Genomic DNA, 25,988 nt, shown 5'->3' on the forward strand with positions numbered 1-25,988 from the left:
GCAAAGTAAACCCCGAAATTACTTACCGGGTTCGCCAGTAGCTTGTCCGGTCTGGTTGGCGTCTGGAGTTAATCCAGCGCCTTATTTCAAGGCTTCCAATAGAACGTTGCCCATGCTGAAAACCATTGCTTTACATAGGTTCCTTCACCGGCGACTTCTCGACAGGTATCTGGCGTACAGGGATAAAGGTGCCCACCTTTCCGGCTGCAGGATCGTTGAAAGTGGCCAACAAGTCCGGCTCCAGCCCCCTGACTTTCTCGACATTGGCTTCCTTCACATGACCAAAGCCGCGAATCTGTGTGGGCAGTGATGCGATCTGCACTGCAATGGCATGATTGGCCGGAGTCAGCCGAGCGCTCAGATCTACCAGGCGTTGTTCATACTGCTCAATCAGCTGACGCTCCATTTTCCGTTCGGCCGTATGGCCAAAGGGGTCCAGAAGCGTGCCGCGCAGCCCTTTGAAGCGGGCCAGCACCGAAAATACACGACCAACCCAGGGACCAAATTCGCGTTTCTGGAGATGACCCGTTTCCGGATCCCGCTTGGAAAACAGCGGCGGCGCCAGGTTGTAGCGGTAATGCGCGCCATCAGCGAAGGTCTCTCGCAATGTGGCCTGGAATGCCGGATCGCTGTGCAACCGTGCGACTTCATATTCGTCCTTGTAACTCATCAACTTGGCAAAGTTGCGGGCTACGGCCACTGCGAGCGAATCGGTACCCGGCACTGCGCGCTGCTCGGCCTGGGCGACCTTTTCCACCAAATTGCGGTAGCGCTTGGCCCAGGCTGCATTCTGATATTTGGTCAGCAGTGCTACACGGTGGCTGACGATATCGTCCAGCGCGGTCAACGGCTTGAATTCGGTTTCGGGCAAACGGTTACTGGCGGCGCGAGTGATCCGCTCCGGGTCCACCGCTTGAAGACGCCCGAGCGCAAATGCTTCCTTGTTGAACTGGATGGCAACGCCATTTATCTCGACCGCGCGCTCGATAGCCTCTGGCGACACTGGCAGCAGCCCGAGTTGACTTGCATAGCCAACCAGAAACAGGTTGGCTGCGATGCTGTCGCCCATCAGTGCGAGGCCCAACCCTGAGGCATCGATCTGATGCACTTCCCTTGACGACCTGCTCAACTGATCGACAAGCGAATGGCTGTCAACGACCAGGTCTGGATTGCGCTGGAATGCCGGGGTCGGCGTTACCCTTCCGTTCATCACAGTCTGGGTGCGCTGTGGATCGTAGGTGATGGCCGGCTCCTTGGAGAGCGCCGCAACCGCGTCAAAGGCCAGCGCCAGATCCGCTTCACCGAGGCCCAGCTTTTGCGAACCGAGATCCCGCTGTGAGCGGGCAATTCGCAGGTGGCTGAATACGGCGCCGTTCTTCTGACTCAGTCCGGTCATATCGAAAACAGAGCAGCTTTTATCTTCAAGGTGAGCAGCCATGCCCAGCAGAGCGCCAACCGTCACCACCCCGGTGCCACCGATGCCAGAAATCATGATATTGAAAGGCTCGTCGATGGCCACCAGCTGGGGCGCGGACAGGCCCTGGATCAGGTCAGCAATCTGCGAGGATTTTTCCGGCTTGCGCGGCTCTGCATCCAGCACAGTGATAAAGCTGGGGCAGAAGCCCTTCACGCAGCTGTAGTCCTTGTTGCATGTGGACTGGTCGATCTGCCGCTTGCGGCCCAGCTCCGTCTCCTTTGGCCAGACGCTGACGCAATTCGATTGAACCGAGCAGTCGCCACATCCTTCGCAAACGTCCGGGTTGATGAACACGCGCTTGGCCGGGTTGGGAAACTGACCACGCTTGCGCCGGCGGCGCTTCTCAGCGGCGCAGGTCTGCTCGTAAATGATGACGGTAACGCCCTTTGTGTCCCGCATGTCGCGCTGGACCGCCGTATAGTCATCTCGGTGATGTACCGTGACCCCTTGGGCCAGACCACTGTGACGGTCATAGTTATCAGGGTTGTCGGTCACCAGCACGCAGCGTTCTACCCCTTCTGCCAGCACCTGGCGCGAAATATCACCGGGCGTGAGGGGACCATCGACAGGCTGTCCACCAGTCATAGCCACCGCGTCGTTGAAGAGGATGCGGAAGGTCATGTTGACCTTGGCTGCCACCGCACCCCGGACCGCCAATAGACCGGAGTGGTAATACGTGCCGTCACCCATGTTCTGGAAGATGTGCGGCATATCCGTGTAATGCGACAAGCTGTACCAATGGGCGCCTTCACCGCCCATCTGGGTGTTCGGCAGCATTTCCGGACCGCTGTACATCGCCATGGCATGACAGCCGATACCACCGGCAGCCATGCTGCCGTCGATGGTTTTGGTGCTGGTGTTGTGCGGGCAACCGGAACAGAAATACGGAGAGCGAGCTACGTCGGAGGGGGCGCTATCGGCAATGCGCTGCATCTCCTGCTCCAGGCGGCCTTTACGCTCAGCCATCCCGCTATCGGTCACACCCAGGCGCCGCAACCGCTCGGCTATTACCAGCGCCAGCTGAATCGGCTCAAGCTGGACATCCGACGGGATCATGAACTCGCCGTTTTCATCCTGCTTGCCCACGATCAGCGGGGTGTCCTGGCGCCCATAAAGAATGGCCTTGGCCTGATTCTCGGTGAGACCATCCTTTTCTTCGATGAACAGCAGCTCGTCCTGGCCCCGGGCAAAACCGATCAGTCCGCTGGCCTCTACCGGATAGACGCAGCCCAGTTTGTAGAAAGAGATGCCCAGCGACTCGGAGGCGGCCCGATCCAGACCCAGCAGGTGCAACGCCTGAATAACATCCTGAGCTGCCTTGCCGCTTGATACGATGCCTAGACGACGCTGGGGTGCATTGATGCGCACTTCGTCAAGCCCGTTGGCAGCCACGAATTTCCCGATCAGCGGCCAGCGGTACCGTTTGGCGATGATTTCTGACTGCTGACGGTCGATATGCGTCGGGAAGTTATGAATGCCCCCCGGGGGCAGCTCACCCCTATCCGGCAATACGACAGAGGGGATAGCCTCACCGATATCGATGGTCATGGTCTGCTCAAGCGTTTCGTTGGACGTCTTGAAGCCGGTGTACAGACCGGTGTAACGAGACATGGCAAAGCCGAGCAAGCCGAAGCGGATGACATCATGTACGTTGGAAGGAGCGAGGATCGGCATACCGCAATGCATCAACGCGACTTCGCTCTGGGCTGCCAACGTCGACGACTTGCCCGAGTGGTCATCCCCCGCAACGATCAGCACTCCGCCGTTCGGGTCGGTACCGGCGATGTTGCCGTGCTTGAAGGGGTCGCCGGAGCGATCTACACCCGGCGCCTTGCCATACCAGATGGCAAACACACCGTCCTTTTTTGGCCTGGGCGTCGACCTGAGAATTTGGGTACCCCATACAGCAGTGGCCGCGAGGTCCTCATTGACGCCCGGCTGGAACAGGATGTCATGCTCCTCCAGCAGTTTTTTGACGCGCCAGAGTTCCAGGTCATAACCACCCAGGGGTGAGCCGCGGTATCCGGAGATAAAGCCCGCCGTGTTGAGCCCCGCCCTGCGGTCAAGCTCGCGTTGAAGTAGTGGCAGACGTACCAGCGCCTGGGTACCGGTCATCAGTACCTGGCCGGACTCCGCGGTGTATTTGTCCTCTAGCTTCACGTCTCGCATCGTTATTGTTTTCATCTGATCCTTAACCTCTGACGGATGGGAGTTCGGGTGGCAGCCGACTCATGTCCTGGTCTGACGACCGGACGGAATAAGTCGCTTTTTTGTCCATCAGGTACGCGCTGAAAGCCTGTGCAAAGGCGTCCAGCACAATTTTTGAACTCTGGCGCTGCGTCATCAGCTGCGCCCACTCATTCAGGCCGAGCTCGTGCAACAGAGAACGGTCATAAACATGGCGGCTGACCCGCTCGGCCAGATCCAGGCAATAAAACGTAAACAGGTCTGCCTGGCCGACTGTGCGGCCAGCAAGGTAGGGCTGCGGTTGCGCCAGGCTGCGCAGTGCTGCAGTGGAGCGATCCAGCGTCTGCCGTGCGGCGTCGATGGCGGCACTGGTGTTGGTCGAGCCCATGAACACGCCCGGATATAACGAACGCATTGGCAATTCGATGTACACCTGCACGAGGTTGATCAGCTGACGCTCACGTGCGCGCAGGAAGGGGTCAGTTGGCGACAGGCCCGGATAGCAGTCCTCGATGTAGCCGAGGATCGCCACGGTCTCGGCAATCCAACCTTGGGTCGTTTCAAGAACCGGGATCTTGCCCATAGGGCTGATACGCAGGAATTCGGCGTCCTGGCTGGCTCGGCGTTCGACTATCTCGAAGTTCGCTCCGCTTTCCAGCAGGGCAGCGTGGGCAACGTTGAAGTAGTTGCTCACGGCATAACCATGCAGGCGCAGCTTGGGGCTCTGCGCAACGGCGTTCATCATGCGGCACCTTCGGAAAGATCAAGCACCTTGCCTGGGTTGAGGATCCCCTTGGGGTCCAGCATGGCCTTCATCGAATGCATGATGCTGCGTTCGATGGGAGTACGGCTAATGGGAAACCAGCGTTTCTTCTCCAGGCCGATACCGTGCTCGGCTGACACGGAGCCGCCATACTGGGCTAGCGGCTCGTACACGCAGGCCTCGACCTGCTCGCGGTCCGGCTCTTGACCGGCACCTATGGCGATGTGCAGGTTGCCGTCGCCAACATGACCCAAGAAGGCGATCAAGCCCTCCGGCCATTGGCCGTGCAGCCGCTCGGTTACCAGCTGCATGTACTCTTCCATGTCACCCACCGGCAGGGAGATATCGAAGGCATAAAAAGGCTGGAAATCGTGAACGACGTGCTCAAGGTCCTCACGGATATTCCAGATACCCTGCTTGTCCCGTTCAGACTGGGCAATCACCGCGTCATCGATCATGCCCAGCTCGATACCCTTTTCCAGGGCTCGGGCGAACATCTCGGCATCGTGCTGCTGATCAGAGCCCAGGGACTCGATGATTGCGTAGAAGGGTTTGTCCGAGGGCAGCGGCGGCTGATGCCGGCCAGCTGCGGTGTTAACGCTATAAAAGTTGTTATCGAGCAATTCGAAGGCGCTCAGCTGTCCGCCGAGGGCGCCGTCCATATGTCTTAACAGCCGCGCTATTTGATCGAAACTGCTAGCACAGACCATCGCCGTATTGCTGCTGGATGGCTGTTCACGCAGGCGCAGAACCAGACGGGTAATCACGCCGAGAGTGCCTTCACTGCCAATGAACAGCTGCTTGAGGTCGTAGCCGGTATTGTTCTTGATCATATGGTTGAGCGAAGACACCACCCGGCCGTCGGCCAGCACGGCTTCGATCCCCAGCACCTGCTCACGCATCATTCCATAGCGGATCACCCGCACGCCGCCTGCGTTGGTCGCCGCATTGCCGCCCAACTGGCAGGAGCCGCGGCCACCAAGATCCAGAGGAAAGATCAGACCGAACTGCTGCAGATGATCCTGCAGCGTTTCCAGCACCACACCGGCCTGTACAACTGCCGTGCGATTGGCCAGGTCGACCGATTCGATCTGATTCATACGCTCCAGCGACAGCGCCAGATCCCCCGGTCTGGTCTGGGTAGCCCTCACCCAGCCAGACATACCGCCCTGCACCACAACTGGCTGGGCGTATTCATTACACAAGGCGAGGATCTGCGAGACCTGCTCAACCGTAGTCGGACGAACAATTACGTCCGCTTCGATCCGGGACATGAACACGCCGGGATGGCGCGAACGGACATCCTCGCCGAGAAGCAGACCCGCCTCGTCAACCAGGCTGCGCAGCGCGGATAACAGTTGTGGATCCATCTCGGCATGGCCAGCTCCGGCCCGTCGGGCCGCATCTGGAAGCTGTTCCGTAGTCAGGTGGGTTGCTTTCATCGACTCTGGCTCTTTTATCAATTTTTATCGCTCCCGGACTGCAGCGGTGCAGTAGCAATGGGAGGCCGTTGAACTGATTCTTGACAAAAGGGCCGGTGCCAGCGATGGCAACCCGTGGGCACAAACAGCATTTCGTGCCAAAAAGCAGATTCCCTGGAAGCCGCGCCAGCGCTGGGCTCGGCGAGTGGCACGAAAGGCTGGTTGGTGTCGCGCAGAGCAATGGTCGGCCTTGTGCAGGCGCGCCTATAACCACTGACACACCGAATCGACTCGCGGAGAACGACATGCAGACATGGCAGGATCATCAGGACATCAGCGCCCTTCTCATTCAGTACGGCTGCGCTCTGGATGAACGGGATTGGGACGCTCTGGCGCGGGTTTTTATTGCCGACGCGCAGGTGGACTACGGCAGTCTGGGAGTGTTTTACGGGCGTCAGGCAATCGTCGAGGTAGCTCGGGCTTTCATCGAGTCCTGTGGACCCACCCAGCACCTGATCGGCAATATCCGGATCAGCGTCGACGGCGATCAGGCGCAGGCAAAATGTTATGTGCAGGCCACCCATGCCGCTCAGCAGGCGAAGGATCCGCGCATCATGACGCTATGGGGCGAATATCGGGATTTGCTGGTTCGCAGCGACACAGGCTGGGCGATCGAAAAGCGTAGCCTGCACATCCAGCATCTTGACGGCGATATCGGTGCGCCGTTGAAAGGCTCCGTCTGACATAACCGGTACGCGCCAGGCTTACCGGTTATTCGCAGTCAGCCCGTCGGGCTGACTGCTGTCAGTTGTATACCGGCTTGCGCCGCGCGAAAAACGCAGTTATGCCCTCGTGAAAGTCCTCACTGGCGGCGCATTCGACAAAGGCCAGACGTTCATTCTCCAGCTGCTCCTCCAGGGTTCGTTCTCCAGACTGGCGCAGCAGCCGTTTAATCGCAGCATTTGCCCCCGCCGGGCCGCCAGCCAGTTGCCGCGCCAGGCTTTCGGTGCGCTGCCGCAGCTGCTCTGCCGGTACTATCTCGGCAACCAGACCCAGATTCAAAGCCTGCTCGGCGGTCAACGGCTCGTTAAGCAGCGCCAGCCGCATGGATCTCTGCAGTCCGACCTGGCGTGGCAAATACCAGGATCCACCACCATCAAGGCTCGCGGCGATGGCGCTGTAGGCCAGACAGAAGCGTGTATCCTCTGCGGCCAAGGACATATCGCAACCCAGCGCCAGACTCATGCCAGCGCCGGATACCGCGCCGTGAACACTGCCCAGCACGATCTGCGGCATTTGTGCCAGCATCGCCAGCGCCTGATTCAGCGGCTGGATGATCGCCGAAGCCAGCTCGGCAGGCTCCGGCGAGTCGCGGAACGCCGCCAGATCCCCACCGGCCATGAACGCGCGGCCGGCGCCAGCCAGCACTATCACCCGCACATCAGCCCGCGCTTTCAGTTCCTGGCAAATCTCCAGCAGGCGCGACGCCAGTTCCACGTTGATCGCGTTCAGCGCCTGGGGGCGATTGAACTCTACCCAGGCCACACCCTCGGCGATGCTCAGCTCAATTGACATCACGCAGGTACCGCCAGCGACTTGAGCGGGATGGAGGCGTCGGCAAGCGCTTCAAGGTCCGGTATCGCCCCGGCCTTCACCAGCGCCTTACCCTGCACGAAGTCCTTCACCAGATTGACACTGTCCAGCGCCAGCACCCGTCCGTCCTTCAGATACACCACGGAAAAACTGCGCGCCGCCGGGTCTCCGCGCATGACCGTCTGGTCATACCCTACCGACAGGCCTACGGTCTGCAGCTTGAGGTCGTATTGATCGGACCAGAACCAGGGCAATGCAACATAGGGCTGAGGGTTGCCCGTCAGATAATCCGCCACGACCTTGGCCTGATCATTGGCGTTCTGCACCGACTCCAAACGGATAGGGGCGCCTGTTGAGCAGAAGGGGTTGTGGTGGGTCGCGCAATCGCCGATGGCGAAGACGTCGGGCACGCTGCTGCGGCAGAATTCATCCACCAGAACGCCCCCCGTCTCGATCGCCGCCCCGCCATTGGCTAATGGCGTAATTGCAGGGAGAATCCCGATACCCACCACTACCAACTGCGCCGGCAGCACGGCTCCGTCCTGCAGCTTCACACCGCTGACTTGGCCGTTTTCTCCGACGATCTGATCCACGCTGCAGTTCAAGCGTACATCGACCCCGCGGGCTCGATGTTCACCTTCGTAAAAGCGTGACAGGGGTTCACCGGCGACCCGCGCCAGTACGCGGTCCTGGGCTTCCACCACGGTCACCGATTTGCCCAGGTTATTGAGTACTGCCGCCGCCTCGAGGCCTATATAACCCCCGCCGATGACGACCACGGTATCGGTGTCGCCGAGTTCGGCGCGCATGGCGTCGACATCGGCTCGAGTGCGCACATAATGTATGCCCGCCAGATCGTGACCCTGGCAGGCTAGCCGCCGCGGCGCGCCACCGGCGGCCCATATCAGGGCGCCATAGCCAAAGCGTTCACCCGATTCGGCCCGCAGTTGGTGACCCTCAGTATCCACTGCCTCAATGTGCAAACCGGTGAGCATTTCGATTTCATGGGTTCGCCAGAATTCCGCCGGGCGCAGCAGCAAGCGCTCGAAGGGCTTCTCACCAGACAAGTATTCCTTGGACAGCGGCGGGCGCTCATAGGGCAGCTCCGGCTCGTTCCCGACCATGGCGACGGTTCCGGTGAAACCCCGCTGCCTCAGCAGGCTTGCCGCCTGCGCTCCGGCATGCCCGGCACCCACAATTATCACGTCAAATGTTTGCATTATTGCTCTCCTGTGTTTCGGAATCCGCCGGCGGGGCAGGTCAATCCTCGGGGGCTATCCTTACGCAGAGACCGTCCAGTTCTTCGCTGAAAACCACCTGGCAGGCCAATCGCGAACTCGAAGTGCGATGGTCGGAATATTCCAGGAGATCCATCTCATCTTCGCTGGCCGGGCCTACCCGTTCAGCAAATTCATCCTCCACGATGACGTGGCAGGTCGCGCAGGAACAGGTGCCGCCGCACAGGGCAAGGATGTCTTCCACACCGTTGGTACGCATGATGTCCATCAGCGTCAGAGACGGTTGAGCCGGCAGGCTAACCCGCTGGCCCGCACGGTTTTCGACAATAAGAGTGCTCATATTATTTTTCTCTCTCTAGTTCCCGGACAATTGAAAACGGCCCGCCCTGGTGGGCGAACCAACTGAATCAGTTATATAAACCCTGCCCAGATTCAAGCCTGCGAGGCAATCCTGGCGGGACGGCATACCGGGCGCCATGCTCACGTTCAAAGTGTTGCGCCTGGGCGATGAAGGCTTCGAAACCCTCGATTTCGATATACCCCAACGGTCCGCCGGTCCAGGACGGAAAGCCAGCCTCGATCGCACCCAGGTCAGCCTCCAGCGGATCAACCACGATCCCGGCGTCCAGGCAGCGGGCCGCGGCCAGTGCCTGGACATACAACAGCCTTCGCTTGAGCAGATCGATGGTTTCCAGATCAACGCCCCTGGTCTCGACCGCCGGCACAGCTGCCGGACTCCCGGTGCCCACTGACGTCACCCGGCACAGATTGGCTACCAGAACACTCGAATAGCCTTCCTCCAACAATACCTGTTGCTCCTGCTCGGAGACCTGCTGCAGCACGCCCAGGTAGCTTTCCAGATCTTCTCTCTCCTTGCGCTTGTTCAATGCCTGACGGGCAATGAAGAAGGTGCGCGCCATCGCCTTGGCCTGAGGCCTGCGCAAGGTATTGAAGAAATAGCGCGCCTCAATACGCAGGCCCGCATCAATCGGCACTTGTGAACCTTCGTAAATGCATTTGAGGATATTGCCAACGGACGGATGTTCAGCGCCAAACCCGGTATGCCGCGCCGCGATCATCGGCGCGAAGTGACGATACCCTTCGGCTGAATGCGGACCGCCGCCCGGCAATCGATAGCCTTTTTCGTCCCAGGGCGCCTGTGCTTCGGGGTTTGCCAACACCCAGCGGCGCGCATCCTCCAGTGCGGTGTCTGCGGACATCACGGCATGCACTATGCTGCCCGCCATGGCATCTTCGAGGGAGATCAGCTCTCCATCCAGCAACCAGGGTGCAGCGGTCTTGATGCCGACCAAGCGTGGCAGACGCTGGGTGGCGCCGCCGCCTGGCAACAGTCCGACGCCTACTTCCGGAAGCGCCATGCGCAGCTTGGAGTCGGCAATGGCTACGCGATAATGACAGGCCAATGCCAGCTCCAGACCGCCGCCGACGGTTACGCCATGGATGACCGCCGCCACCGGTTTGCCACAGGTTTCCAGCTCCCGCAGCCGCCGGGACCAGCTGCCACTTTCTGCGATGCCGCGGGCCAATTCCTGCTCGCCGTCGAGCGCACACCAGCTATCAATATTGTCGAGCAGTTCCGGCAGGTCAGCGCCGGCACAGAACCCGCCCGGTTTGCCGGACATGATCACCGCGCCCCGTACGTCCGACGAGTCGCGCAGCACGGCCAACACCTCGTCAAACTCGCGCTGGACCTCATCGCTGATAACGTTCATGCCTTTCTCCGGCACATCGAAGGTGACGACCGCTACCCCATCACTATCGGCTCTGACTGAGAAATTCTTCATCGTCCGCCTCCTCATACCCGCTCTATGACAGTGGCTGTGCCCATGCCAGCGCCCACGCACAAATTGATCAATGCGGTCTGTTTGTCACTGCGTTCCAGCTCATCCAGCGCGGTACCCAGAATCATGGCCCCGGTTGCCCCGAGCGGATGACCCATGGCGATGGACCCACCATTCACGTTAAGCCGGGCCGAATCAAGGTCCAGCTCCTGCTGATAGCGCAGCACCACAGAGGCGAAGGCTTCATTCAGTTCAAACAGGTCGATATCGCTTAAGGTCATGCCAAGCTTCTGGAGTACCTTGCGCGTTACCAGCGCCGGGCCGGTGAGCATGATGGTGGGTTCGGAGCCGATCGAAGCCATACCAATGATTCGGGCGCGGGGCTTGAGTCCGAGGGACTCGCCGGCTTCACGCGAGCCGATCAGCACAGCTGCGGCGCCGTCCACCACGCCGGAGGAGTTACCACCGTGGTGGACATGGTTGATCTTGCCGGCTTGCGGATAGCGAGCCAGGGCAGCCTGGTCATAGCCTGATTCGCCCTGACCCACAAAAGCCGGCGCCAGGTTGGCGAGGGAATCCAGGGTGGTCTGCGGGCGCATGTGCTCGTCGCGGTCGAGCAGGACCAGCCCGGCCTGGTCTCGTACCGGCACAATGGAACGATCGAAGCGCCCTTCGGCCCAAGAACGAGCTGCGCGCTGCTGGCTCTGCACCGCGTAGCTGTCCACATCTTCGCGGCTGAAGCCATGCAATGTGGCAATGAGATCGGCTCCGATGCCTTGCGGCGCATAGTAATGATCAAAAGCAAACGCGGGGTCGACCAACATCGCCCCGCCATCCGCGCCAAGCGCCACCCGGGACATGGATTCGACGCCTCCGGCGACAACAAAGCGAGCTTCACCGCTGGCAACCTTGCCAGCGGCCATGTTGCAGGCTTCGAGCCCCGAGGCGCAGAAACGATTGATCTGTACGCCAGGAACGCGCTGGTCGTAGCCGGCAACCAGCGCGGCAATGCGCGCTATATCGCTGCCCTGCTCACCTACGGGCATGACGCACCCAAGAATCACATCATCTACCAGCGAGGTATCGAGCTGATTCCGATCGCGGATGGCCTGCAGAACTTGGCTAGCAAGGCTTAGAGACGTCACCTCATGTAGCGAGCCGTTTGGCCGACCGCGCCCTCTGGGCGTGCGGACGGCATCAAAAATGTAGGCTGAACTCATTCTTCCTCCGGGCTATATTCTTGTCGTCAGGGACCAGCAGCTATTGTTCAACGTGGCGCCAGGCGCAGTGCTCCATCCAGGCGTACCGACTCGCCATTCATGTAGCTATTGGTGATGAGAAACCGGGCCGTTTCGGCGTATTCCTGGGGATCGCCAAGACGCTGCGGGAAGGGCACGGTGCCAGCCAGGGACTCCCGAACATTCTCCGGCAGTCCCGCCATCATCGGCGTGGCAAACAAACCCGGAAGAATGGTATTGACTCGGATGCCATCTCCCATGAAGTCACGGGCAATCGGCAGGGTCATGCCGACCACACCCGCCTTGGATGCCGCGTAAGCGGATTGGCCGACCTGTCCATCCTGCGCAGCGATACTGGCGGTATTGATAATCGCTCCGCGCTCGCCATGCTCGAGCGGGTCCAGCGTAAGCATGCCGGCCGCCGAATGGGCCAAACAGCGGAAGCTACCAACCAGATTGATCTGAATGACCTGATCGAATGCGGTGCTGGGGAACATCTTGATCTCGCCGGTTTTTCGATCACGACCGGCAGTCTTGATGCCTTTGGAGATACCGGCGCAATTGACCAGAATGCGTTCCTGGCCGTGCGCCCCTCGAGCGCGCTCAAAGCCGCTTGCTACCGACTCGTCGGACTGTACATCCACTGCGCAGAAAACCCCGCCGATTTCTGCGGCCACAGCCTCGCCACGCTCGGTGTTCATATCAAAAATGGCCACCTTGACCCCATCGGCCGACAGCCGGCGCGCTACTGCCTCACCTAGTCCCGAGGCACCACCGGTTACAACCGCAGCAACTTCTGTATTCAACTTCATATTTCCTCCAGCGGCCATGAGGGGCTTTCCCGGCCAGATTGTTTTTGTCATTGGGTCCATTGTGTTGATTCCGCTGGAGGAACCCTTGACCTTAGGTGCCAGAAGTTAACTTTTCACGCCATTAACTGCGTAACTCTGTATTTGCCAGCTGCAGCGGTTGTGTCTTAATCTGCGACAGTTACATACGATAAATATAAAGCGCTACCTTGGGCCAAGCCCATGATCCAGTGAGGAGATAAGCATGAAATCCGGACACTCTGGCTGGGTTCTCGCCATTGCACGTACTCTGGATGCCTACGGACTGTCACATACAGAAATTTTTCGCAAGGTAGGGATGGATCCCAGCATCCTCAAGGATGCCAACAGCCGCTATTGGCAGGAAATGATCAGTCGCCTGTGGCGCACTGCGGTGAAGGAAACCGGAGATCCGAACTTCGGCTTGAAAGTCGCGACTCAGATCCGCCCTTCGTCGTTTCATGTGGTTGGCCATGCCATGAGCTGCAGCGCAACCCTAGGCGATGCCATTCACCGCTTTGCTCGCTATGCCAAGCTGATCTCCAGCTCCGCCACTATAGGATTAACGGAAACCGAGGATTCGCTGAAGCTGAATTTCGCCTTTGACACGGGAGATATGCCCGTATTGCCTGAAACAATGGATACAGTCGTGGCGGGGCTGGTCTGTTTCAATAACTGGATCGTAGGGGAAGACGTCGCCCCGATGGAGGTGCGCCTCATGCGTCAGCGCCCCGAAGATCCGCAGGAATATCTGCGTCTGATGAAATGTCCCGTGCTGTTCGAACAGCAGGAGGACTGCATCATTTACAGTCCGGACGACATGCTTTTGCCCATGCTTTCCGCTGATGAGCATTTGGCCGCCACCCTTGACAGTATGGCCGCCACCCAGCTGGCTCAACTGTCCGAGCGCTTTGCCCGAAAAGTACGAGAGTGCCTGGTACTGCAGCTGTCCGAAGAGAGCGAAGTATCACGGCGTACTACGGCGCAGCTGCTAAACATGACCGAACGCACCCTGCTGCGACGCTTGAAAGAAGAAGGCACGACCTTCCAGGAAGTGCTCGACCACCTGCGTGAAGAACTCGCATACGAGTACTTGCAGCGTCCGGACTGTACTGTACAGACCGTGTCATTCATGCTCGGTTTTTCCGATGCCAGCACTTTCTCTCGCGCTTTCAAACGCTGGACGGGGCACCGTCCCAGCCTGGCGCAACACACCGGGCCGCACCCCCACCCGGACCACTGAAAGCCGCACAGCCCGGTTTTTGTCAGCCCTTGCTCGGTCACGCGACAATATGCCGACCACATATCGGCATATTGTCGCGTTGAGCCCGGGTCTGGCCCGGCAAGCCATCGTGAACGCCAGCTTGCCCCGCTACGGTCTAACCACTCTTAACTCCCAATAAAAATCAGGAGACAACTATGAACCTCCAATGGTCGCAGTACTGGATAGGTCTGTTCGCCGGCAACAACGACGAACTAATGACACTTTATGCCAACAAGTTTGAATTCGAGGACGTCAACCTGGGCGTGCATATATTCGACGACCTGAATGCCCTGCGAGAGTTTCACTCGGGATTTCTGATTGAGGATCCAAGCAAGTCCTACAACCACTTCGATGTTTTCGAATATGTCGGTGACGAGCACCTCGGGTCTTTTCAATGGACTTGGGAAACCAAGCATGCCGGCGATTTCCTCGGCGTTGCCGCTGCCGGCAAGACGACGAAGACCCGCGGCGTGACTGTGATGGCCTGGGATGAGAACGGCAAAATCACCCTGGAACGGAGCATCTGGGATGCAGTACCGGTACTGCGTCAACTGGGAGCCATTCCGTAGTTCATCCGTGACCGCCTCGACTGGAGCCTAAACACCAGCCAACCGATGTGCGCTCTGGTCAGGCTGAACAGGTACTACATTTTGATCTGATGCCGAAGGAATCAAGCGAAGATGCCAAGCATATATGAGGAATTGTTCTCCCTGACTGGCAAGACTGCCCTGGTCACCGGTGGCGCCAAAGGTATTGGTGCGATGATAACCCGCACGTTGATCCGTGCAGGCTGTACGGTCTTTATGACCGGACGCAGCCAAGCGGCTGCAGAAGATCTGGCTGCAGAACTCGGATCCGATGCCCCGCTGATCTTCCTGCAGCATGATCTGTCGCAACCGCAAGGCATTCAGGCCGTATCGGCAGAGCTGAGCAAACTGTGTCCGCGACTGGATATTCTGATAAATAATGCTGGCACCTTCAATGCGGCGCCCCTAGGGGATACAAGCAACGACAGCTGGGATCAGGTGATGGGCCTCAATTTGCGAGCCCCCTTCATGTTGGTTCAGGCGTTGTTGCCGCTATTGGAGGCAGCTGGCAGCGATGCCGAACCGGCCCGAATCATCAATCTCGGCTCGATCGGAGGACTGATGCCGCAGAGTAACGGCGGCGCCTATGCCTATGGCTGCAGCAAGGCAGCGATACACCAACTGACTCGCATGCTCGCGTCCGACATGCGCAGCCGTAACATAAACGTGAATGCCATCGCGCCGGGATACTTCCCCAGCGATATGACCTCCGGTTTTTTTGACGCAGTACCCAACCTTAGAGAAAGCATGCTGGCACAGATTCCTGCGGGACGCTTTGGTAGCGCTGAGGACGTGGGCGGCATGGTGATTTTTCTAGCCTCGAGAGCTGGAGCCTATCTGACCGGCTCGGTCACCGCGCTCGATGGCGGCCTGCTCAGCGCCCCCTGAAACAACCATTCACAACTATAAAAAAGGACCTGGACAATGGCCACAGTGACCACTATTGCTCTGTTGAGCAAAAAAAACGGCATGCCAGACGCACTGTTCACCAAATACTGGCGTGACGTGCACGGGATGCTGGCGACGCGCATCCCCGGATTCTCTTCCTATGTTCAGTTCCATCTGCAAGCACCGCTGAAACTACGGCCGTCTGACCATGGCGCTCCGGAAACCGATCTGCAGGGCATCGCCATTGTCGATTTCGTCAGCGAAAACGAGCGTGCCGGACTAGCCAGTAGCGAGGTTGCAGGGATGATCAGACAAGACGAGACCAATCTGTTCCAGAGTTCGCTGCTATATAACCTTCAATCAGGCGCCGACAATCTATGGCTCGGACATCTGCCGAACGCACAGCAAGAAGAAAAGCACTATTTTCTACTGCTGCAACGATGCAGCGGATCGGACCCGTCCAGCCTGATGGAGGCCCTGCGGCTAAAGGTCATCCCCGCTTTATGTGGTGATCAGGACATAATTCGACTGCGATTGTTTCCGCTTCGCATAAGCGACGCCGCTCATTGGGAAACACCCGGAGTCAACAACCAGCCTTCCGATCACAATAACTTCGACGTTGTGTTGCAGGTGACAGGCGTCGGTGATCGCATACCCGAAAGCATAGGCCAATCCCTGGAAGAGCTTCCGCTGGCGCCGGGTCGACTGCAATTATATCCGGTAAACGCTGCCTACCCGATGGTTCAGGACGGCCGCCCCACTCATCTCGGCTTGAGGGGGCTGGATGTTTTGCAGACAATTGAGGCGGTAGGGGCGGCAAATCAGTACGAGAACAGACTGCTTGAATTGCTGTACGGCGTGTCGACGGATAGCAAACCGAAACCACGCTGCTGACACAGCGTATTCTCGCTATGTCAGCAACATAGCGCTGGCACGAAACGCAGGCAGATAGTGAATTCTTGCCTGCGAGGAATCACGCCACTGTTTCACTCTCAAACCAGGCGGCGGTCCCATTCTGGTCCGCCTCCAGCAGGCCGGCTACCCGTTGCAGGCTGGCCAGCAGCATCAGTTGTTCCCAATCAGCCAACTGACCGAAACGCTCCAGAAACTGGCTTGGCAAGAGTGCAGGTTCCGCCTGGATCGCGGCCAGGCCTTTTTCAGTCAGGGCCAGGTGTACCTTGCGCTTGTCGCGCTGACTGCGAATGCGGTGAAGCAACTCTCGGTTCTCGAGGCGGTCAATGATAGTACTGAGTGTTGCCTGGGACACGCTGACCTGCTTTGCCAGCTGGCCCAGGGTGCCCTCACCCATAGCCTTGATGCTATGCAGGATCAGCAGCTGAATGGGCGTCAGTCCGCTGTGTCGGCCCAAACGTTTTGCATGAATCTCACTGGCTCGTTGCAGCCGTCTAAGGGAAAGATAAAGGTCGTGCATCATGTGCATGTGTCTAACTCCGGCGGCACGTCGAACGAAGGCAGTATTTTGCCATAAACCCTAAATATTACAGTAATAACTAGATAAGCTTTTTCAGATGCAGGGATATAACCAGAAACCCCATGGAAAGGCGCTATCAGCGCATCGAAGGCAAGAATGCTACAACATTAGTATTTTGACTTCAAAGTAGTTGCTTGTTTAAATCGGCGATCACATAGCCAAAAACACCCGAGAAAGCGCTTTTGGCCAAATTTCTTTCCAACGGACAAGACTATGTGTGGAATAGCTGGAGAACTTCGCTTTGACGGGTTGCCCGCTGATATGGGTGCCCTGGACAAAATCACTCATCACATGATCAAACGCGGCCCGGACAGTGCCGGCCTGTGGTCCCAGGGCCCGGTCGGATTCGGTCACCGCCGCCTGAAGATCATGGATTTGCACGCCGCTTCGGGTCAGCCCATGGCCGACGCTGAACTGGGATTGTCGATGGTCTTCAATGGCGCCATCTACAATTACCCGCAACTGCGCGCCGAGCTGGAATCTATGGGCTACCGCTTCCATTCGGGCGGCGATACCGAGGTCGTGCTCAAGGGCTATCACGCCTGGGGTGAACAACTGTTGCCGCGCATGAACGGCATGTTTGCCTTTGCCATCTGGGAGCGCGACGCGCAGCGCCTGTTTCTCGCCCGCGACCGCCTGGGCATCAAGCCGCTGTACATCAATCGCACCAACGAACGCCTGCGCTTTGCCTCCAGCCTGCCCGCCTTGCTGCAGGGCGGCGGCGTGGATACCGCAATCGATCCGGTCGCGCTGAATCATTACCTGTCGTTCCATGCCGTAGTGCCTGCGCCGCGCACCATGCTGGCGGGGGTCGAGAAACTGCCACCGGCGCACTGGTTGCGCATCGAGGCGGACGGGAGCCAGCAGCAGGAGTGCTGGTGGACTGTGCGATATGGCGCGCGCCCCGAGGAGCAGGAGCTAACCTTTGATGACTGGCAGGACCGCGTCCTCGACAGCCTGCGCGCCTCGGTCAAACGCCGCAATCTGGCGGCGGTCGACGTCGGCGTGTTGCTGTCGGGTGGGGTGGATTCCAGCCTGCTGGTAGGGCTGCTGCGCGAAGCGGGCGCGGACAAGCTGCAGACCTTCTCGATTGGCTTCGCTGACGTGAACGGCGAAGCCGGTAACGAGTTCAAGTACTCGGACCTGATCGCCGAGCATTTTGCGACTGACCACCATCAACTGATGATCCCCGAGCAGGAGATCCTCACCGAGTTGCCCAATGCCTTCCGCGCGATGAACGAGCCGATGGTCAGCCACGACTGTATCGCCTTCTATCTGTTGTCGCGGGAAGTGTCCAAGCACTGCAAGGTGGTGCAGAGCGGTCAGGGCGCAGACGAAATCTTTGCCGGCTATCACTGGTATCCCAAGGTCGACGAGGCAGACGATCCGCTGGCAGCCTATCAGCAGGCGTTTATGGACCGTGACTTCGCGGAGTACCGCCGCACGGTGCAACCCGCCTGGGCGAAACACGATTACGCCGGCGACTTCATTCGCGACCACTTTGCCCAGCCCGGCGCGACCAGCGGCCTGGACAAGGCCATGCGTCTGGATACCTCGGTGATGCTGGTGGATGACCCAGTCAAGCGCGTCGACAACATGACCATGGCCTGGGGCCTCGAAGCACGCGTGCCCTTCCTCGACCACGAAGTCGTCGAGCTGGCAGCGCGCATTCCCGGTAAGTACAAGCTGCCGGACGAAGGCAAGTACGTACTGAAGGAAGCCTCGCGCAAGGTCATTCCCGCTGCGGTGATTGATCGCCCCAAGGGTTATTTCCCGGTACCGGGACTCAAATATCTGGAAGGCGGCACCCTGGATTGGGTACGCGAGGCGCTCACCAGCCAGCGCGCCCGCGAGCGTGGGCTGTTCAACCCGGCGTACGTCGATACGCTGCTGGATGATCCGAAGAGCCACATCACGCCACTGCGTGGTTCGAAACTGTGGCAACTCGCCGTGCTCGGACTCTGGCTGGAGGCGCACGAACTCTGATCCGCTGTGACGGTCAGGATTGGACAGGGAAAGCATCGGCTGCAAACGCCGGATATCACCCAATTGCCCGAAGAATGTTAGTGGGCCAGAAGAGGATAACGCTCGAATGACCAAGCATGTGCATCCCGACCAGCACCGACTGCGGCGTGGCCAGGCTCCGACGTACGAGAGCATGCGCGCAGGACAGGCCCAACAGGGTGGGCTGGATGAAGGGCGTACGGAACCTGTGACTATCCAGTGCGGCTGGGGACGTTTGCTGGTAGGTCAGACCTTCTCCGATTACGAACTGTTGGCCAATACCCTGCTGGAGGAGCGCCCCGGTGAACGCGACATCGCCCTGTACGTGGCGGATCCGCAGGTGGTGCTGTCTTATGCGCCGCAGCACCTGTTTCTCGATCCATCCGACACCCTGCGCCTGTGGTTCAGTGATTACCGTCCCGCGCATCAGAGCCCACACGGATTTCAGATCCGTCGGCCGCAGAAACCCGAGGACTGGGCCGCCATCAATACGCTGTATGCCGCGGCGGGAATGGTGCGGGTGGACCCGCAGCGCATTACCGCCCGCGAGGACGGCGGGCCTACCTACTGGCTGGCCGAAGATGAAGATACCGGCGAGATTATCGGCACGGTCATGGGTCTGAATCACGAAAAGGCCTTTGGTGACCCGGAAAAAGGCTCCAGCCTCTGGTGCCTGGCGGCGGACAGCCAGAGCATGCGCCTGGGGATCGGCGAAGCGCTGGTGCGTCACCTGGTCGAGTACTCCATGAGCCGCGGATGTCATTATCTCGATCTGTCGGTGATGCATGACAATCAGCAGGCCAAGACGCTGTATCGCAAACTGGGCTTCCGCAAACTGCAGACCTTCGCCATCAAGCGCAAGAACAGCTTCAACCAGCCGCTGTTCATCGGTCCGGAAACCGACAAGGAGCTCAACCCCTACGCCCGCATCATTACCCGTGAAGCCCGCCAGCGCGGTATCGAAGTACTGATCGAAGATGCGCCCGCCGGGCTGTTTGTGCTGACCCACGGCGCACGCCGCATTCGCTGCCGCGAATCACTCAGCGACGTCACCAGCGCCGTGAGCATGACCTTGTGTCAGGATAAGACACTCACCCACCGCACCCTGCAGCGCCATCAGCTGCGCACCCCGCAGTTTCAGCTGGCGAGTGAGCCCGGGCGCAACGCGGCCTTTCTTGCCGAACACCAAGCACTTGCGGTGAAGCCCAATAATGGCGAGCAGGGACACGGCGTTGCGGTGAATATCCGCGATAACGCGGCGCTGGAAGAAGCCATTACCGAAGCGCGGCAGTATGACGCCGAGGTACTCCTCGAGAGCTATCACCCAGGCGAGGACTTGCGGGTGCTGGTAATCAACTATGAAGTCGTGGCGGCGGCAATCCGCAAGCCTGCGGAAATATGCGGCGATGGCAACAGCCCTATCTCACGGCTGATTGAAAAACAAAGCCGTCGGCGCCAGGCGGCCACTGATGGCGAAAGCCAGATTCCGCTGGATGCGGAGACGCGGCGTACGGTGGAGTCTCAAGGCTATACGCTGGACGACGTGTTGCCGGCCGGCCAGCAGCTGTTTGTCCGCCGTACCGCCAACCTGCATACCGGCGGCATACTGCTGGATGTGACCGACAAGTTGCACCCGGACCTCCGGCAGGCAGCGGTGAACGCCGCTGAAGCGCTGGAGATCCCCGTCGTAGGTCTGGATTTTCTGGTGCCTGCGGTAGATCAGTCCGACTACGTGATCATCGAAGCCAACGAGCGGCCGGGGCTGGCAAACCACGAGCCCCAGCCCACCGCCGAGCGCTTCATCGACTTGCTGTTTCCGCTGAGTCGGGCGCATCCTTGATGCGAGAAGCGACAGCCCGCGAACGGAGATTTTATGCCCTATAAGCACTACGGCCCGGACATGGGCTTTCTCAAAGGCACCCTGCTGGAGATGTTGGCCATCCCCTGCCCGACCGGTTTCACCGACGGCATCGTGCGTTATGTGTCGGAGCACCTGGACGCCATGGGCGTGCCCCATGAACTGACCCGGCGCGGCACCATTCGCGCCACCATCAAGGGTCGGCAGAACAGCCCGGACCGCGCTATTGCAGCGCATCTGGACACCATCGGCGCCATGGTGCGCAGCATCAAAGCCAACGGTCGGCTGGAACTGGCGCCGATCGGTCACTGGTCGAGCCGCTTCGCCGAGGGCAGCCGGGTCAGCCTGTTCGGCGACCATGGTTGCCTGCGCGGCAGCGTGCTGCCGCTTATGGCCTCCGGTCATACCTTCAACGAGGAGGTCGATACCCTGCCGGTCAGTTGGGACCACATCGAGCTGCGCATCGATGCCGTCACCACCAGTCGCGCCGAGACCGAGGCGCTAGGGGTCAACATAGGCGACTTTGTTGCCTTCGATCCACTCCCGGAGTTTTCCGATAGCGGTTACATCAGTGCTCGGCATCTGGACAACAAGGCCGGCGCCGCTGCGCTGCTCACCACCATCAAGCAGATAGTCGAGAGCGGCGAACAGCTGCCGATGGATCTGCACCCCATCTTCACCATTACCGAGGAAACCGGAACCGGTTCCGCCGGAGCACTGCCCTGGGATGTCAGCGAATTCGTCGGCGTGGATATTGCGCCCTCCGCTCCCGGGCAGAGCAGTACCGAGCATGCTGTGTCGTTATGCATGCAGGATTCCGGCGGGCCCTACGATTACCACCTGTCACGCCACCTGCTCAGCCTGTGCCAGCGCGACGAGATACCAGTGCGCCGCGACGTGTTCCGCTATTACCACAGCGATGCCGAGTCAGCGATACGCTCAGGCAACGACACCCGCACCGCGCTGATTGCCTTTGGCACCGATGCCACCCACGGCTATGAGCGCACCCATCGCGACAGTCTCGAAGCCGTGACCCGGCTGCTCACCGCCTATGCGTTCAGCCCGCCGGTTTTCGAGAACGATGAGCGCGACGATGCGCCCCGGGAAAACTTCCAGCGCCAGCTCAATCCAGAAACCATGTCGAGCAACGACACGCAATTGCCGCCGCTGGAGCGCGTATTCGCGCACAAGAGCATGGACGGCGACATACCGGAGTGGGACGAGAAAAAGCGCCTGACCGGCACCAACGGCAACCCCGATAACAACAATACGTGAGCGAACCGCTGCCCATGCACAAACTCCCTACGCTGGTCCTTGGCGGGCTGACCCTCGCTGTTCTGACACCTAATCTGCTGGCACAGGAGCGACAACTGAGTCTGCCCGCCCAAGTGGTGCTGGGCAGCGAACGCGGCAACGAAGAGGTGCGGCTACCACTAGCGCGTGACACCCTCGCTGGCGATCAGATCAGCCCCCAGAGTCTCGGTGCGAATATTTCGGAGTCACTGCAGCGCGTGCCGGGCATCGTTGCCCTCAATCGGCAGAACTACGCCCAGGACCTGCAGATATCCTCCCGCGGGTTCGGCGCCCGTGCAGCCTTTGGCGTGCGCGGTGTGCGCCTGGTGCAGGATGGTATTCCGCTGACCATGCCGGACGGCCAGGGCCAGCCAGCCTTGTTCGATCTGGACAGCCTGCAGCGCATTGAAGTACTGCGCGGTCCGCTGACTACGCTGTACGGCAACGCATCCGGCGGAATCATTCAGGGCTTCACCGGCGAGGCACCCTTCTATCCGACCCTGGACACCCGGACCGCCTTCGGTCCGGACGGGCTGCGCCGCTCGCGATTGCGCTATGGCGGGCAGCATGGCGATCTGAATGTCAGCGCCAATGTCTCGCGATTGGAAACTGACGGCTATCGCGATCACAGCGATACCCGCCGCGACCTGGCCAATCTGCGACTGGGCTGGGATATCGACGATGCTTCCAGCCTGACGTTGCTGGTCAACATGCTCGACCAGCCGGACACTGAAGACCCGCTGGGGCTGACTGCAGACGCCTTGCGGGAGGATCGCCGCCAGGCGGTGCCGGGCGCTTATAGGTTCAATACCCGCAAGTCGGTCACGCACAACCAGGCAGGTTTGAACTACCAGCGACGTCTGAGCAACGACGATGAGATCACGGTGATGATCTATGGCGGCGAGCGCGACGTGCAGCAATACCTGGCATTCCCCGGTGACGATTCCATTCGAAATGGAGTATTGCAGCCCGGAAGTGGCGGCGTGATTGAACTGGATCGCCGTTTCGGTGGTGGCGAACTCGGCTGGCAGCGCGACACCGAGCTGTTCGGTCTGCCCGTGGAGCTGGCCGCTGGCCTGACCTACGACTATCAGGGCGAAGGCCGCAAGGGCTTCGTTAATAACACTGGCGTCAAAGGCGCACTCAAGCGCGATGAATTCAATCGGGTCGACGGCCAGGAAGCCTATCTCATCAGCACCTGGCAGCTGGATCCGCGCTGGAGCCTGACCGCCGGGGTGCGGCACAGCCGCATCGAATTCGATTCGGATGATGACTTCCTGTTCGACGGCCAGAACGACAGCGGCAGCGTGCGCTACAACCAGACCAATCCGGCCCTGGGCGTCAGCTACCAGTGGACCGAGTCAGTCAGTTTATATGCCGCACTCGGCCAGGGTTTTGAAACGCCGACCTTCCAGGAGCTCGCCTACCTGCCCGAAGGCAGCGGCCTGAATTTCGGACTGGAACCGAGCCTGTCACGCAACGCAGAAATCGGCCTCAAGCTGCGCAGGGAAAACACTCAGGTCAACGTTGCGCTGTTTGAAAGCCGGGTCAAGGATGAGATCGTCACCGGCCCCGACCAGCTGGACACCGGCCGTTTGACCTATGCCAACGCCGGCCGCTCGACCCGCCGCGGGCTGGAGCTGTCGATCGATCAGCAGTTCGCCCACGGCGTCGGGGCCTACCTCGCCTACAGTTATCTGGATGGCACCTTCGATCGCTATCGCAACAGTGACGGGGAAGACCTATCAGGTCGGCAATTGCCGGGCGTGCCGGAACACAGCCTGTTCGCCGAGCTCAGCTGGCAGCCGCCGGGGACCGGCTTCACCACCGCACTGGAGGCGCAGAGCCTGAGCCAACGCTACGCCACGGACGACAACAGCGCCCAGGCAGCGGGTTACGCCGCATTCAACTGGCGCGCCAGTTACCGGCACGAGATCGGTCAACTGGCTCTGGAGCCCTTCGCGCGGATCGACAATCTCGGTGACAAGGAGTACATCGGCTCGCTGATCATCAATGGCGCAGGCAATCGCTTCTATGAGCCAGCGCCGGACCGCCAATGGCTGGTGGGGCTGGGGCTGCAATATCAGTGGCGATAAGCTGAACGTGAGCATCGGTGCATTTAGTCCCGATGGCACGATCTGTGGAAGGCCCGGTTCCATCCTGGCCAGCGTTAGCTGGCGACGACGCTGATCGAGGAAGAACTCGTCGCTCTCCGTAGCGCCGGCTTTTATTTCGGGCAGCGTGCCTGACGGCGACGCCTAGGGTACGAGCTGGTGCTCGAACTCCCCGGTAAACCCGCTCCCACCTCGCGAGCCCGAACAGCCGATTACCCTCGCTGCGTATGAGCGTGCCGGCTAACTTTCAATATATTAAACAAGTCCTCCCATTCGGCCTGAAATTTAGCTCTGGGGAGGCTTCTTTGTTTGCTATTTTTTACATAGACTCGGTCCGAATCTATCCGTCATCGTCATCGCCGGTCCGCGCCAGGAGCCACCCCATGAACAGCATGCAGCCACCCATCGATGCCGCGCAGGATCTCAGTCTTGATCCGTACTGGATGCCCTTTACGGCCAACCGTCAGTTCAAGGCGCGGCCGCGTTTGCTCGAGAGCGCTCAGGGCATGTTCTATACCGATGTTCAAGGGCGTGAAGTGCTGGACGGCACCGCCGGGCTGTGGTGCTGCAACGCCGGACACGGCCGCCAGGAAATCACCGAGGCAGTCAGCAAGCAGATCGGCAAGCTGGATTACGCACCCTCCTTCCAGATGGGGCATCCGCTGGCCTTCCAGCTGGCTGAACGGCTGGTGGACATTGCTCCGGCGGGGCTCAACCGCGTATTTTTTACCAACTCGGGTTCGGAATCGGTGGACACTGCGCTGAAGATTGCCCTGGCCTATCAACGAGGCCGCGGCCAGGGCAACCGAACCCGTCTGATCGGCCGTGAACTGGGCTATCACGGCGTGGGCTTTGGCGGCATTTCGGTCGGCGGTCTGGTTAACAACCGCCGAGCCTTTGGCGCCTTGCTGCCCGGCGTCGATCACCTGCCGCACACGCTGGATATCAAGCGCAACGCCTTCACCCGGGGCCTGCCTAAACAGGGCATGGAACTGGCAGACGATCTGGAGCGCATTATCGCCCTGCATGGCGGCGAAAATATCGCCGCCGTAATTGTCGAGCCCATGGCCGGATCCGCCGGCGTCATCCTGCCGCCGCAGGGCTATCTCAAACGCCTGCGCGAGATCACCAGCAAACACGACATTCTGCTGATTTTTGATGAAGTCATTACCGGCTTTGGCCGCCTGGGCGAACCTTTCGCAGCGCAGCGCTGGGAGGTAACGCCGGATATCATCACCACCGCCAAGGGGCTGACCAACGGTGCGATTCCGATGGGCGCGGTATTGGTCAGCGAGCAGATTCAGGATGTATTCATGCAGGGCTCGGAGAGCGTTATCGAGCTGTTCCACGGCTACACCTATTCCGGTCATCCGGTCGCCGCGGCTGCCGCCTTGGCGACCCTGGATATCTACGCCAGCGACGGCCTGCTGACCCGCGCGCAGCAGCTGGAAATTTACTGGCAGGAGGCATTGCACAGCCTGAAGGATCTGCACCACGTGATTGATATCCGCAATGCGGGCCTGGTGGGCGCGGTGCATCTGGCCAGCCGCGACGGCGCTCCCGGCGCGCGCGGTTACGAGGTATTCGAAGAATGCTTCTGGGACGGACTGATGGTGCGCTGCACCGGCGACATCATCGCCCTGTCGCCGCCCCTGATTCTCGAAAAAACCCATATCGACCGTATTGTCGAAACGCTGGCAAAGGTAATCCGGCGTACGCCCTAAGCCGCAAATAGCGGAGTCGCCACCTCGACCAGTCCCCCCTTTGAAAAAGGGGGCTAGGGGGATTCGGGCTTAAACAAACCCCGATGCGACCCCATCCGCCACAATCTCCGCTGCAGATTGCCCCCACTCGATAACTCACCAGTCATGGTATCGCTGCCGCGATCACCTCTTTCTTGCGGGCACACCATGGTCTAAACGTGACTGACGGGTTACATTCC

At 59.8% G+C, this 25,988-nt stretch carries 20 protein-coding genes; 10 read left to right on the forward strand and 10 right to left on the reverse strand.

The genetic code is table 11. The features are described 5' to 3' along the window. Positions 1-130: 130 nt before the first annotated feature. The 3 genes from FHK95_RS11715 to FHK95_RS11725 are packed head-to-tail and all read right to left on the reverse strand — an operon-like array spanning position 131 to position 5,869. Complete coding sequence (locus FHK95_RS11715) at positions 131-3,661, reverse strand: indolepyruvate ferredoxin oxidoreductase family protein (RefSeq protein ID WP_206668571.1); 3,531 nt, start codon at positions 3,659-3,661, stop codon at positions 131-133. Between the two features lie 7 nt (positions 3,662-3,668). Next, positions 3,669-4,409 carry a glutathione S-transferase family protein gene (locus FHK95_RS11720; protein WP_150304810.1) on the reverse strand — a complete coding sequence of 247 codons (741 nt, stop codon included), beginning with the start codon at positions 4,407-4,409 and terminating at the stop codon, positions 3,669-3,671. Next, positions 4,406-5,869 (reverse strand): FAD-binding oxidoreductase, encoded by a 1,464-nt coding sequence (locus FHK95_RS11725; protein WP_235906770.1) that lies wholly within the window; start codon positions 5,867-5,869, stop codon positions 4,406-4,408. The genes FHK95_RS11720 and FHK95_RS11725 overlap by 4 nt, the downstream gene beginning before the upstream one ends. 284 nt (positions 5,870-6,153) lie before the next feature. Between FHK95_RS11725 and FHK95_RS11730 the strand changes: the two genes are divergently transcribed. Beyond that, positions 6,154-6,591 carry a nuclear transport factor 2 family protein gene (locus FHK95_RS11730; protein WP_178114776.1) on the forward strand — a complete coding sequence of 146 codons (438 nt, stop codon included), beginning with the start codon at positions 6,154-6,156 and terminating at the stop codon, positions 6,589-6,591. Positions 6,592-6,652: 61 nt separating this feature from the next. On the opposite strand, the gene FHK95_RS11735 is transcribed toward FHK95_RS11730, so the two are convergent. The 6 genes from FHK95_RS11735 to FHK95_RS11760 all read right to left on the reverse strand — a co-directional run bounded on the left by FHK95_RS11735 (position 6,653) and on the right by FHK95_RS11760 (position 12,531). Further along, the gene (locus FHK95_RS11735; protein ID WP_150304812.1) at positions 6,653-7,423 is read right to left on the reverse strand and encodes an enoyl-CoA hydratase/isomerase family protein; all 771 of its coding nucleotides are present in this window, start codon (positions 7,421-7,423) and stop codon (positions 6,653-6,655) included. Continuing rightward, complete coding sequence (locus tag FHK95_RS11740) at positions 7,423-8,661, reverse strand: NAD(P)/FAD-dependent oxidoreductase (RefSeq protein ID WP_150304813.1); 1,239 nt, start codon at positions 8,659-8,661, stop codon at positions 7,423-7,425. Before FHK95_RS11740 ends, FHK95_RS11735 begins: the two co-directional genes overlap by 1 nt. 40 nt (positions 8,662-8,701) lie before the next feature. Next, positions 8,702-9,019: a 2Fe-2S iron-sulfur cluster-binding protein gene (locus tag FHK95_RS11745; RefSeq protein WP_150304814.1), complete on the reverse strand. Its 318-nt coding sequence runs from the start codon at positions 9,017-9,019 to the stop codon at positions 8,702-8,704. Positions 9,020-9,086: 67 nt separating this feature from the next. Further along, positions 9,087-10,484, reverse strand: a complete 1,398-nt coding sequence (locus tag FHK95_RS11750) for an enoyl-CoA hydratase-related protein (protein ID WP_178114777.1) — start codon at positions 10,482-10,484, stop codon at positions 9,087-9,089. Between the two features lie 11 nt (positions 10,485-10,495). Continuing rightward, positions 10,496-11,701, reverse strand: coding sequence for an acetyl-CoA C-acetyltransferase (locus FHK95_RS11755; protein WP_150304816.1), 1,206 nt, complete (start codon positions 11,699-11,701; stop codon positions 10,496-10,498). A 47-nt stretch (positions 11,702-11,748) separates the two neighbouring features. Continuing rightward, positions 11,749-12,531, reverse strand: a complete 783-nt coding sequence (locus tag FHK95_RS11760) for an SDR family NAD(P)-dependent oxidoreductase (protein ID WP_150304817.1) — start codon at positions 12,529-12,531, stop codon at positions 11,749-11,751. Positions 12,532-12,772: 241 nt separating this feature from the next. On the opposite strand from FHK95_RS11760, the gene FHK95_RS11765 reads away from it, so the two are divergent. From FHK95_RS11765 to FHK95_RS11780, 4 genes are all read left to right on the forward strand, one after another. Continuing rightward, complete coding sequence (locus FHK95_RS11765; protein ID WP_150304818.1) at positions 12,773-13,789, forward strand: AraC family transcriptional regulator; 1,017 nt, start codon at positions 12,773-12,775, stop codon at positions 13,787-13,789. A 176-nt stretch (positions 13,790-13,965) separates the two neighbouring features. After that, positions 13,966-14,379: an ester cyclase gene (locus tag FHK95_RS11770; protein WP_150304819.1), complete on the forward strand. Its 414-nt coding sequence runs from the start codon at positions 13,966-13,968 to the stop codon at positions 14,377-14,379. Positions 14,380-14,490: 111 nt separating this feature from the next. Then, positions 14,491-15,285, forward strand: a complete 795-nt coding sequence (locus tag FHK95_RS11775; protein ID WP_150304820.1) for an SDR family oxidoreductase — start codon at positions 14,491-14,493, stop codon at positions 15,283-15,285. Between the two features lie 36 nt (positions 15,286-15,321). Next, positions 15,322-16,179 (forward strand): EthD domain-containing protein, encoded by an 858-nt coding sequence (locus FHK95_RS11780; RefSeq protein ID WP_150304821.1) that lies wholly within the window; start codon positions 15,322-15,324, stop codon positions 16,177-16,179. Positions 16,180-16,258: 79 nt separating this feature from the next. Here FHK95_RS11780 and FHK95_RS11785 read toward each other — a convergent pair whose 3' ends face one another. After that, positions 16,259-16,726 (reverse strand): MarR family winged helix-turn-helix transcriptional regulator, encoded by a 468-nt coding sequence (locus tag FHK95_RS11785; RefSeq protein WP_150304822.1) that lies wholly within the window; start codon positions 16,724-16,726, stop codon positions 16,259-16,261. A 264-nt stretch (positions 16,727-16,990) separates the two neighbouring features. Between FHK95_RS11785 and FHK95_RS11790 the strand changes: the two genes are divergently transcribed. From FHK95_RS11790 to FHK95_RS11810, 5 genes are all read left to right on the forward strand, one after another. Continuing rightward, a complete protein-coding gene (locus FHK95_RS11790; protein WP_150304823.1) occupies positions 16,991-18,763 on the forward strand; it encodes an N-acetylglutaminylglutamine amidotransferase in 1,773 nt (590 codons plus the stop codon). A 106-nt stretch (positions 18,764-18,869) separates the two neighbouring features. Then, positions 18,870-20,621: an N-acetylglutaminylglutamine synthetase gene (ngg, locus tag FHK95_RS11795; RefSeq protein WP_150304824.1), complete on the forward strand. Its 1,752-nt coding sequence runs from the start codon at positions 18,870-18,872 to the stop codon at positions 20,619-20,621. A 33-nt stretch (positions 20,622-20,654) separates the two neighbouring features. After that, positions 20,655-21,914 (forward strand): osmoprotectant NAGGN system M42 family peptidase, encoded by a 1,260-nt coding sequence (locus FHK95_RS11800; RefSeq protein ID WP_150304825.1) that lies wholly within the window; start codon positions 20,655-20,657, stop codon positions 21,912-21,914. Positions 21,915-21,928: 14 nt separating this feature from the next. Continuing rightward, positions 21,929-24,028, forward strand: coding sequence for a TonB-dependent receptor family protein (locus FHK95_RS11805; protein ID WP_150304826.1), 2,100 nt, complete (start codon positions 21,929-21,931; stop codon positions 24,026-24,028). Between the two features lie 410 nt (positions 24,029-24,438). Beyond that, positions 24,439-25,770 (forward strand): aspartate aminotransferase family protein, encoded by a 1,332-nt coding sequence (locus FHK95_RS11810; RefSeq protein ID WP_408003618.1) that lies wholly within the window; start codon positions 24,439-24,441, stop codon positions 25,768-25,770. Positions 25,771-25,988: the final 218 nt, after the last annotated feature.

The organism is Pseudomonas saliphila, from assembly GCF_008638345.1.
Taxonomy (GTDB): domain Bacteria; phylum Pseudomonadota; class Gammaproteobacteria; order Pseudomonadales; family Pseudomonadaceae; genus Halopseudomonas; species Halopseudomonas saliphila.

Coding starts and splice junctions, on each gene's coding strand:
- FHK95_RS11715 (WP_206668571.1), bottom strand. CDS start 3,661: ATGAAAACAATAACGATGCGAGACGTGAAGCTAGAGGACAAATACACC.
- FHK95_RS11720 (WP_150304810.1), bottom strand. CDS start 4,409: ATGATGAACGCCGTTGCGCAGAGCCCCAAGCTGCGCCTGCATGGTTAT.
- FHK95_RS11725 (WP_235906770.1), bottom strand. CDS start 5,869: ATGAAAGCAACCCACCTGACTACGGAACAGCTTCCAGATGCGGCCCGA.
- FHK95_RS11730 (WP_178114776.1), top strand. CDS start 6,154: ATGCAGACATGGCAGGATCATCAGGACATCAGCGCCCTTCTCATTCAG.
- FHK95_RS11735 (WP_150304812.1), bottom strand. CDS start 7,423: ATGTCAATTGAGCTGAGCATCGCCGAGGGTGTGGCCTGGGTAGAGTTC.
- FHK95_RS11740 (WP_150304813.1), bottom strand. CDS start 8,661: ATGCAAACATTTGACGTGATAATTGTGGGTGCCGGGCATGCCGGAGCG.
- FHK95_RS11745 (WP_150304814.1), bottom strand. CDS start 9,019: ATGAGCACTCTTATTGTCGAAAACCGTGCGGGCCAGCGGGTTAGCCTG.
- FHK95_RS11750 (WP_178114777.1), bottom strand. CDS start 10,484: ATGAAGAATTTCTCAGTCAGAGCCGATAGTGATGGGGTAGCGGTCGTC.
- FHK95_RS11755 (WP_150304816.1), bottom strand. CDS start 11,701: ATGAGTTCAGCCTACATTTTTGATGCCGTCCGCACGCCCAGAGGGCGC.
- FHK95_RS11760 (WP_150304817.1), bottom strand. CDS start 12,531: ATGAAGTTGAATACAGAAGTTGCTGCGGTTGTAACCGGTGGTGCCTCG.
- FHK95_RS11765 (WP_150304818.1), top strand. CDS start 12,773: ATGAAATCCGGACACTCTGGCTGGGTTCTCGCCATTGCACGTACTCTG.
- FHK95_RS11770 (WP_150304819.1), top strand. CDS start 13,966: ATGAACCTCCAATGGTCGCAGTACTGGATAGGTCTGTTCGCCGGCAAC.
- FHK95_RS11775 (WP_150304820.1), top strand. CDS start 14,491: ATGCCAAGCATATATGAGGAATTGTTCTCCCTGACTGGCAAGACTGCC.
- FHK95_RS11780 (WP_150304821.1), top strand. CDS start 15,322: ATGGCCACAGTGACCACTATTGCTCTGTTGAGCAAAAAAAACGGCATG.
- FHK95_RS11785 (WP_150304822.1), bottom strand. CDS start 16,726: ATGCACATGATGCACGACCTTTATCTTTCCCTTAGACGGCTGCAACGA.
- FHK95_RS11790 (WP_150304823.1), top strand. CDS start 16,991: ATGTGTGGAATAGCTGGAGAACTTCGCTTTGACGGGTTGCCCGCTGAT.
- ngg (WP_150304824.1), top strand. CDS start 18,870: ATGACCAAGCATGTGCATCCCGACCAGCACCGACTGCGGCGTGGCCAG.
- FHK95_RS11800 (WP_150304825.1), top strand. CDS start 20,655: ATGCCCTATAAGCACTACGGCCCGGACATGGGCTTTCTCAAAGGCACC.
- FHK95_RS11805 (WP_150304826.1), top strand. CDS start 21,929: ATGCACAAACTCCCTACGCTGGTCCTTGGCGGGCTGACCCTCGCTGTT.
- FHK95_RS11810 (WP_408003618.1), top strand. CDS start 24,439: ATGCAGCCACCCATCGATGCCGCGCAGGATCTCAGTCTTGATCCGTAC.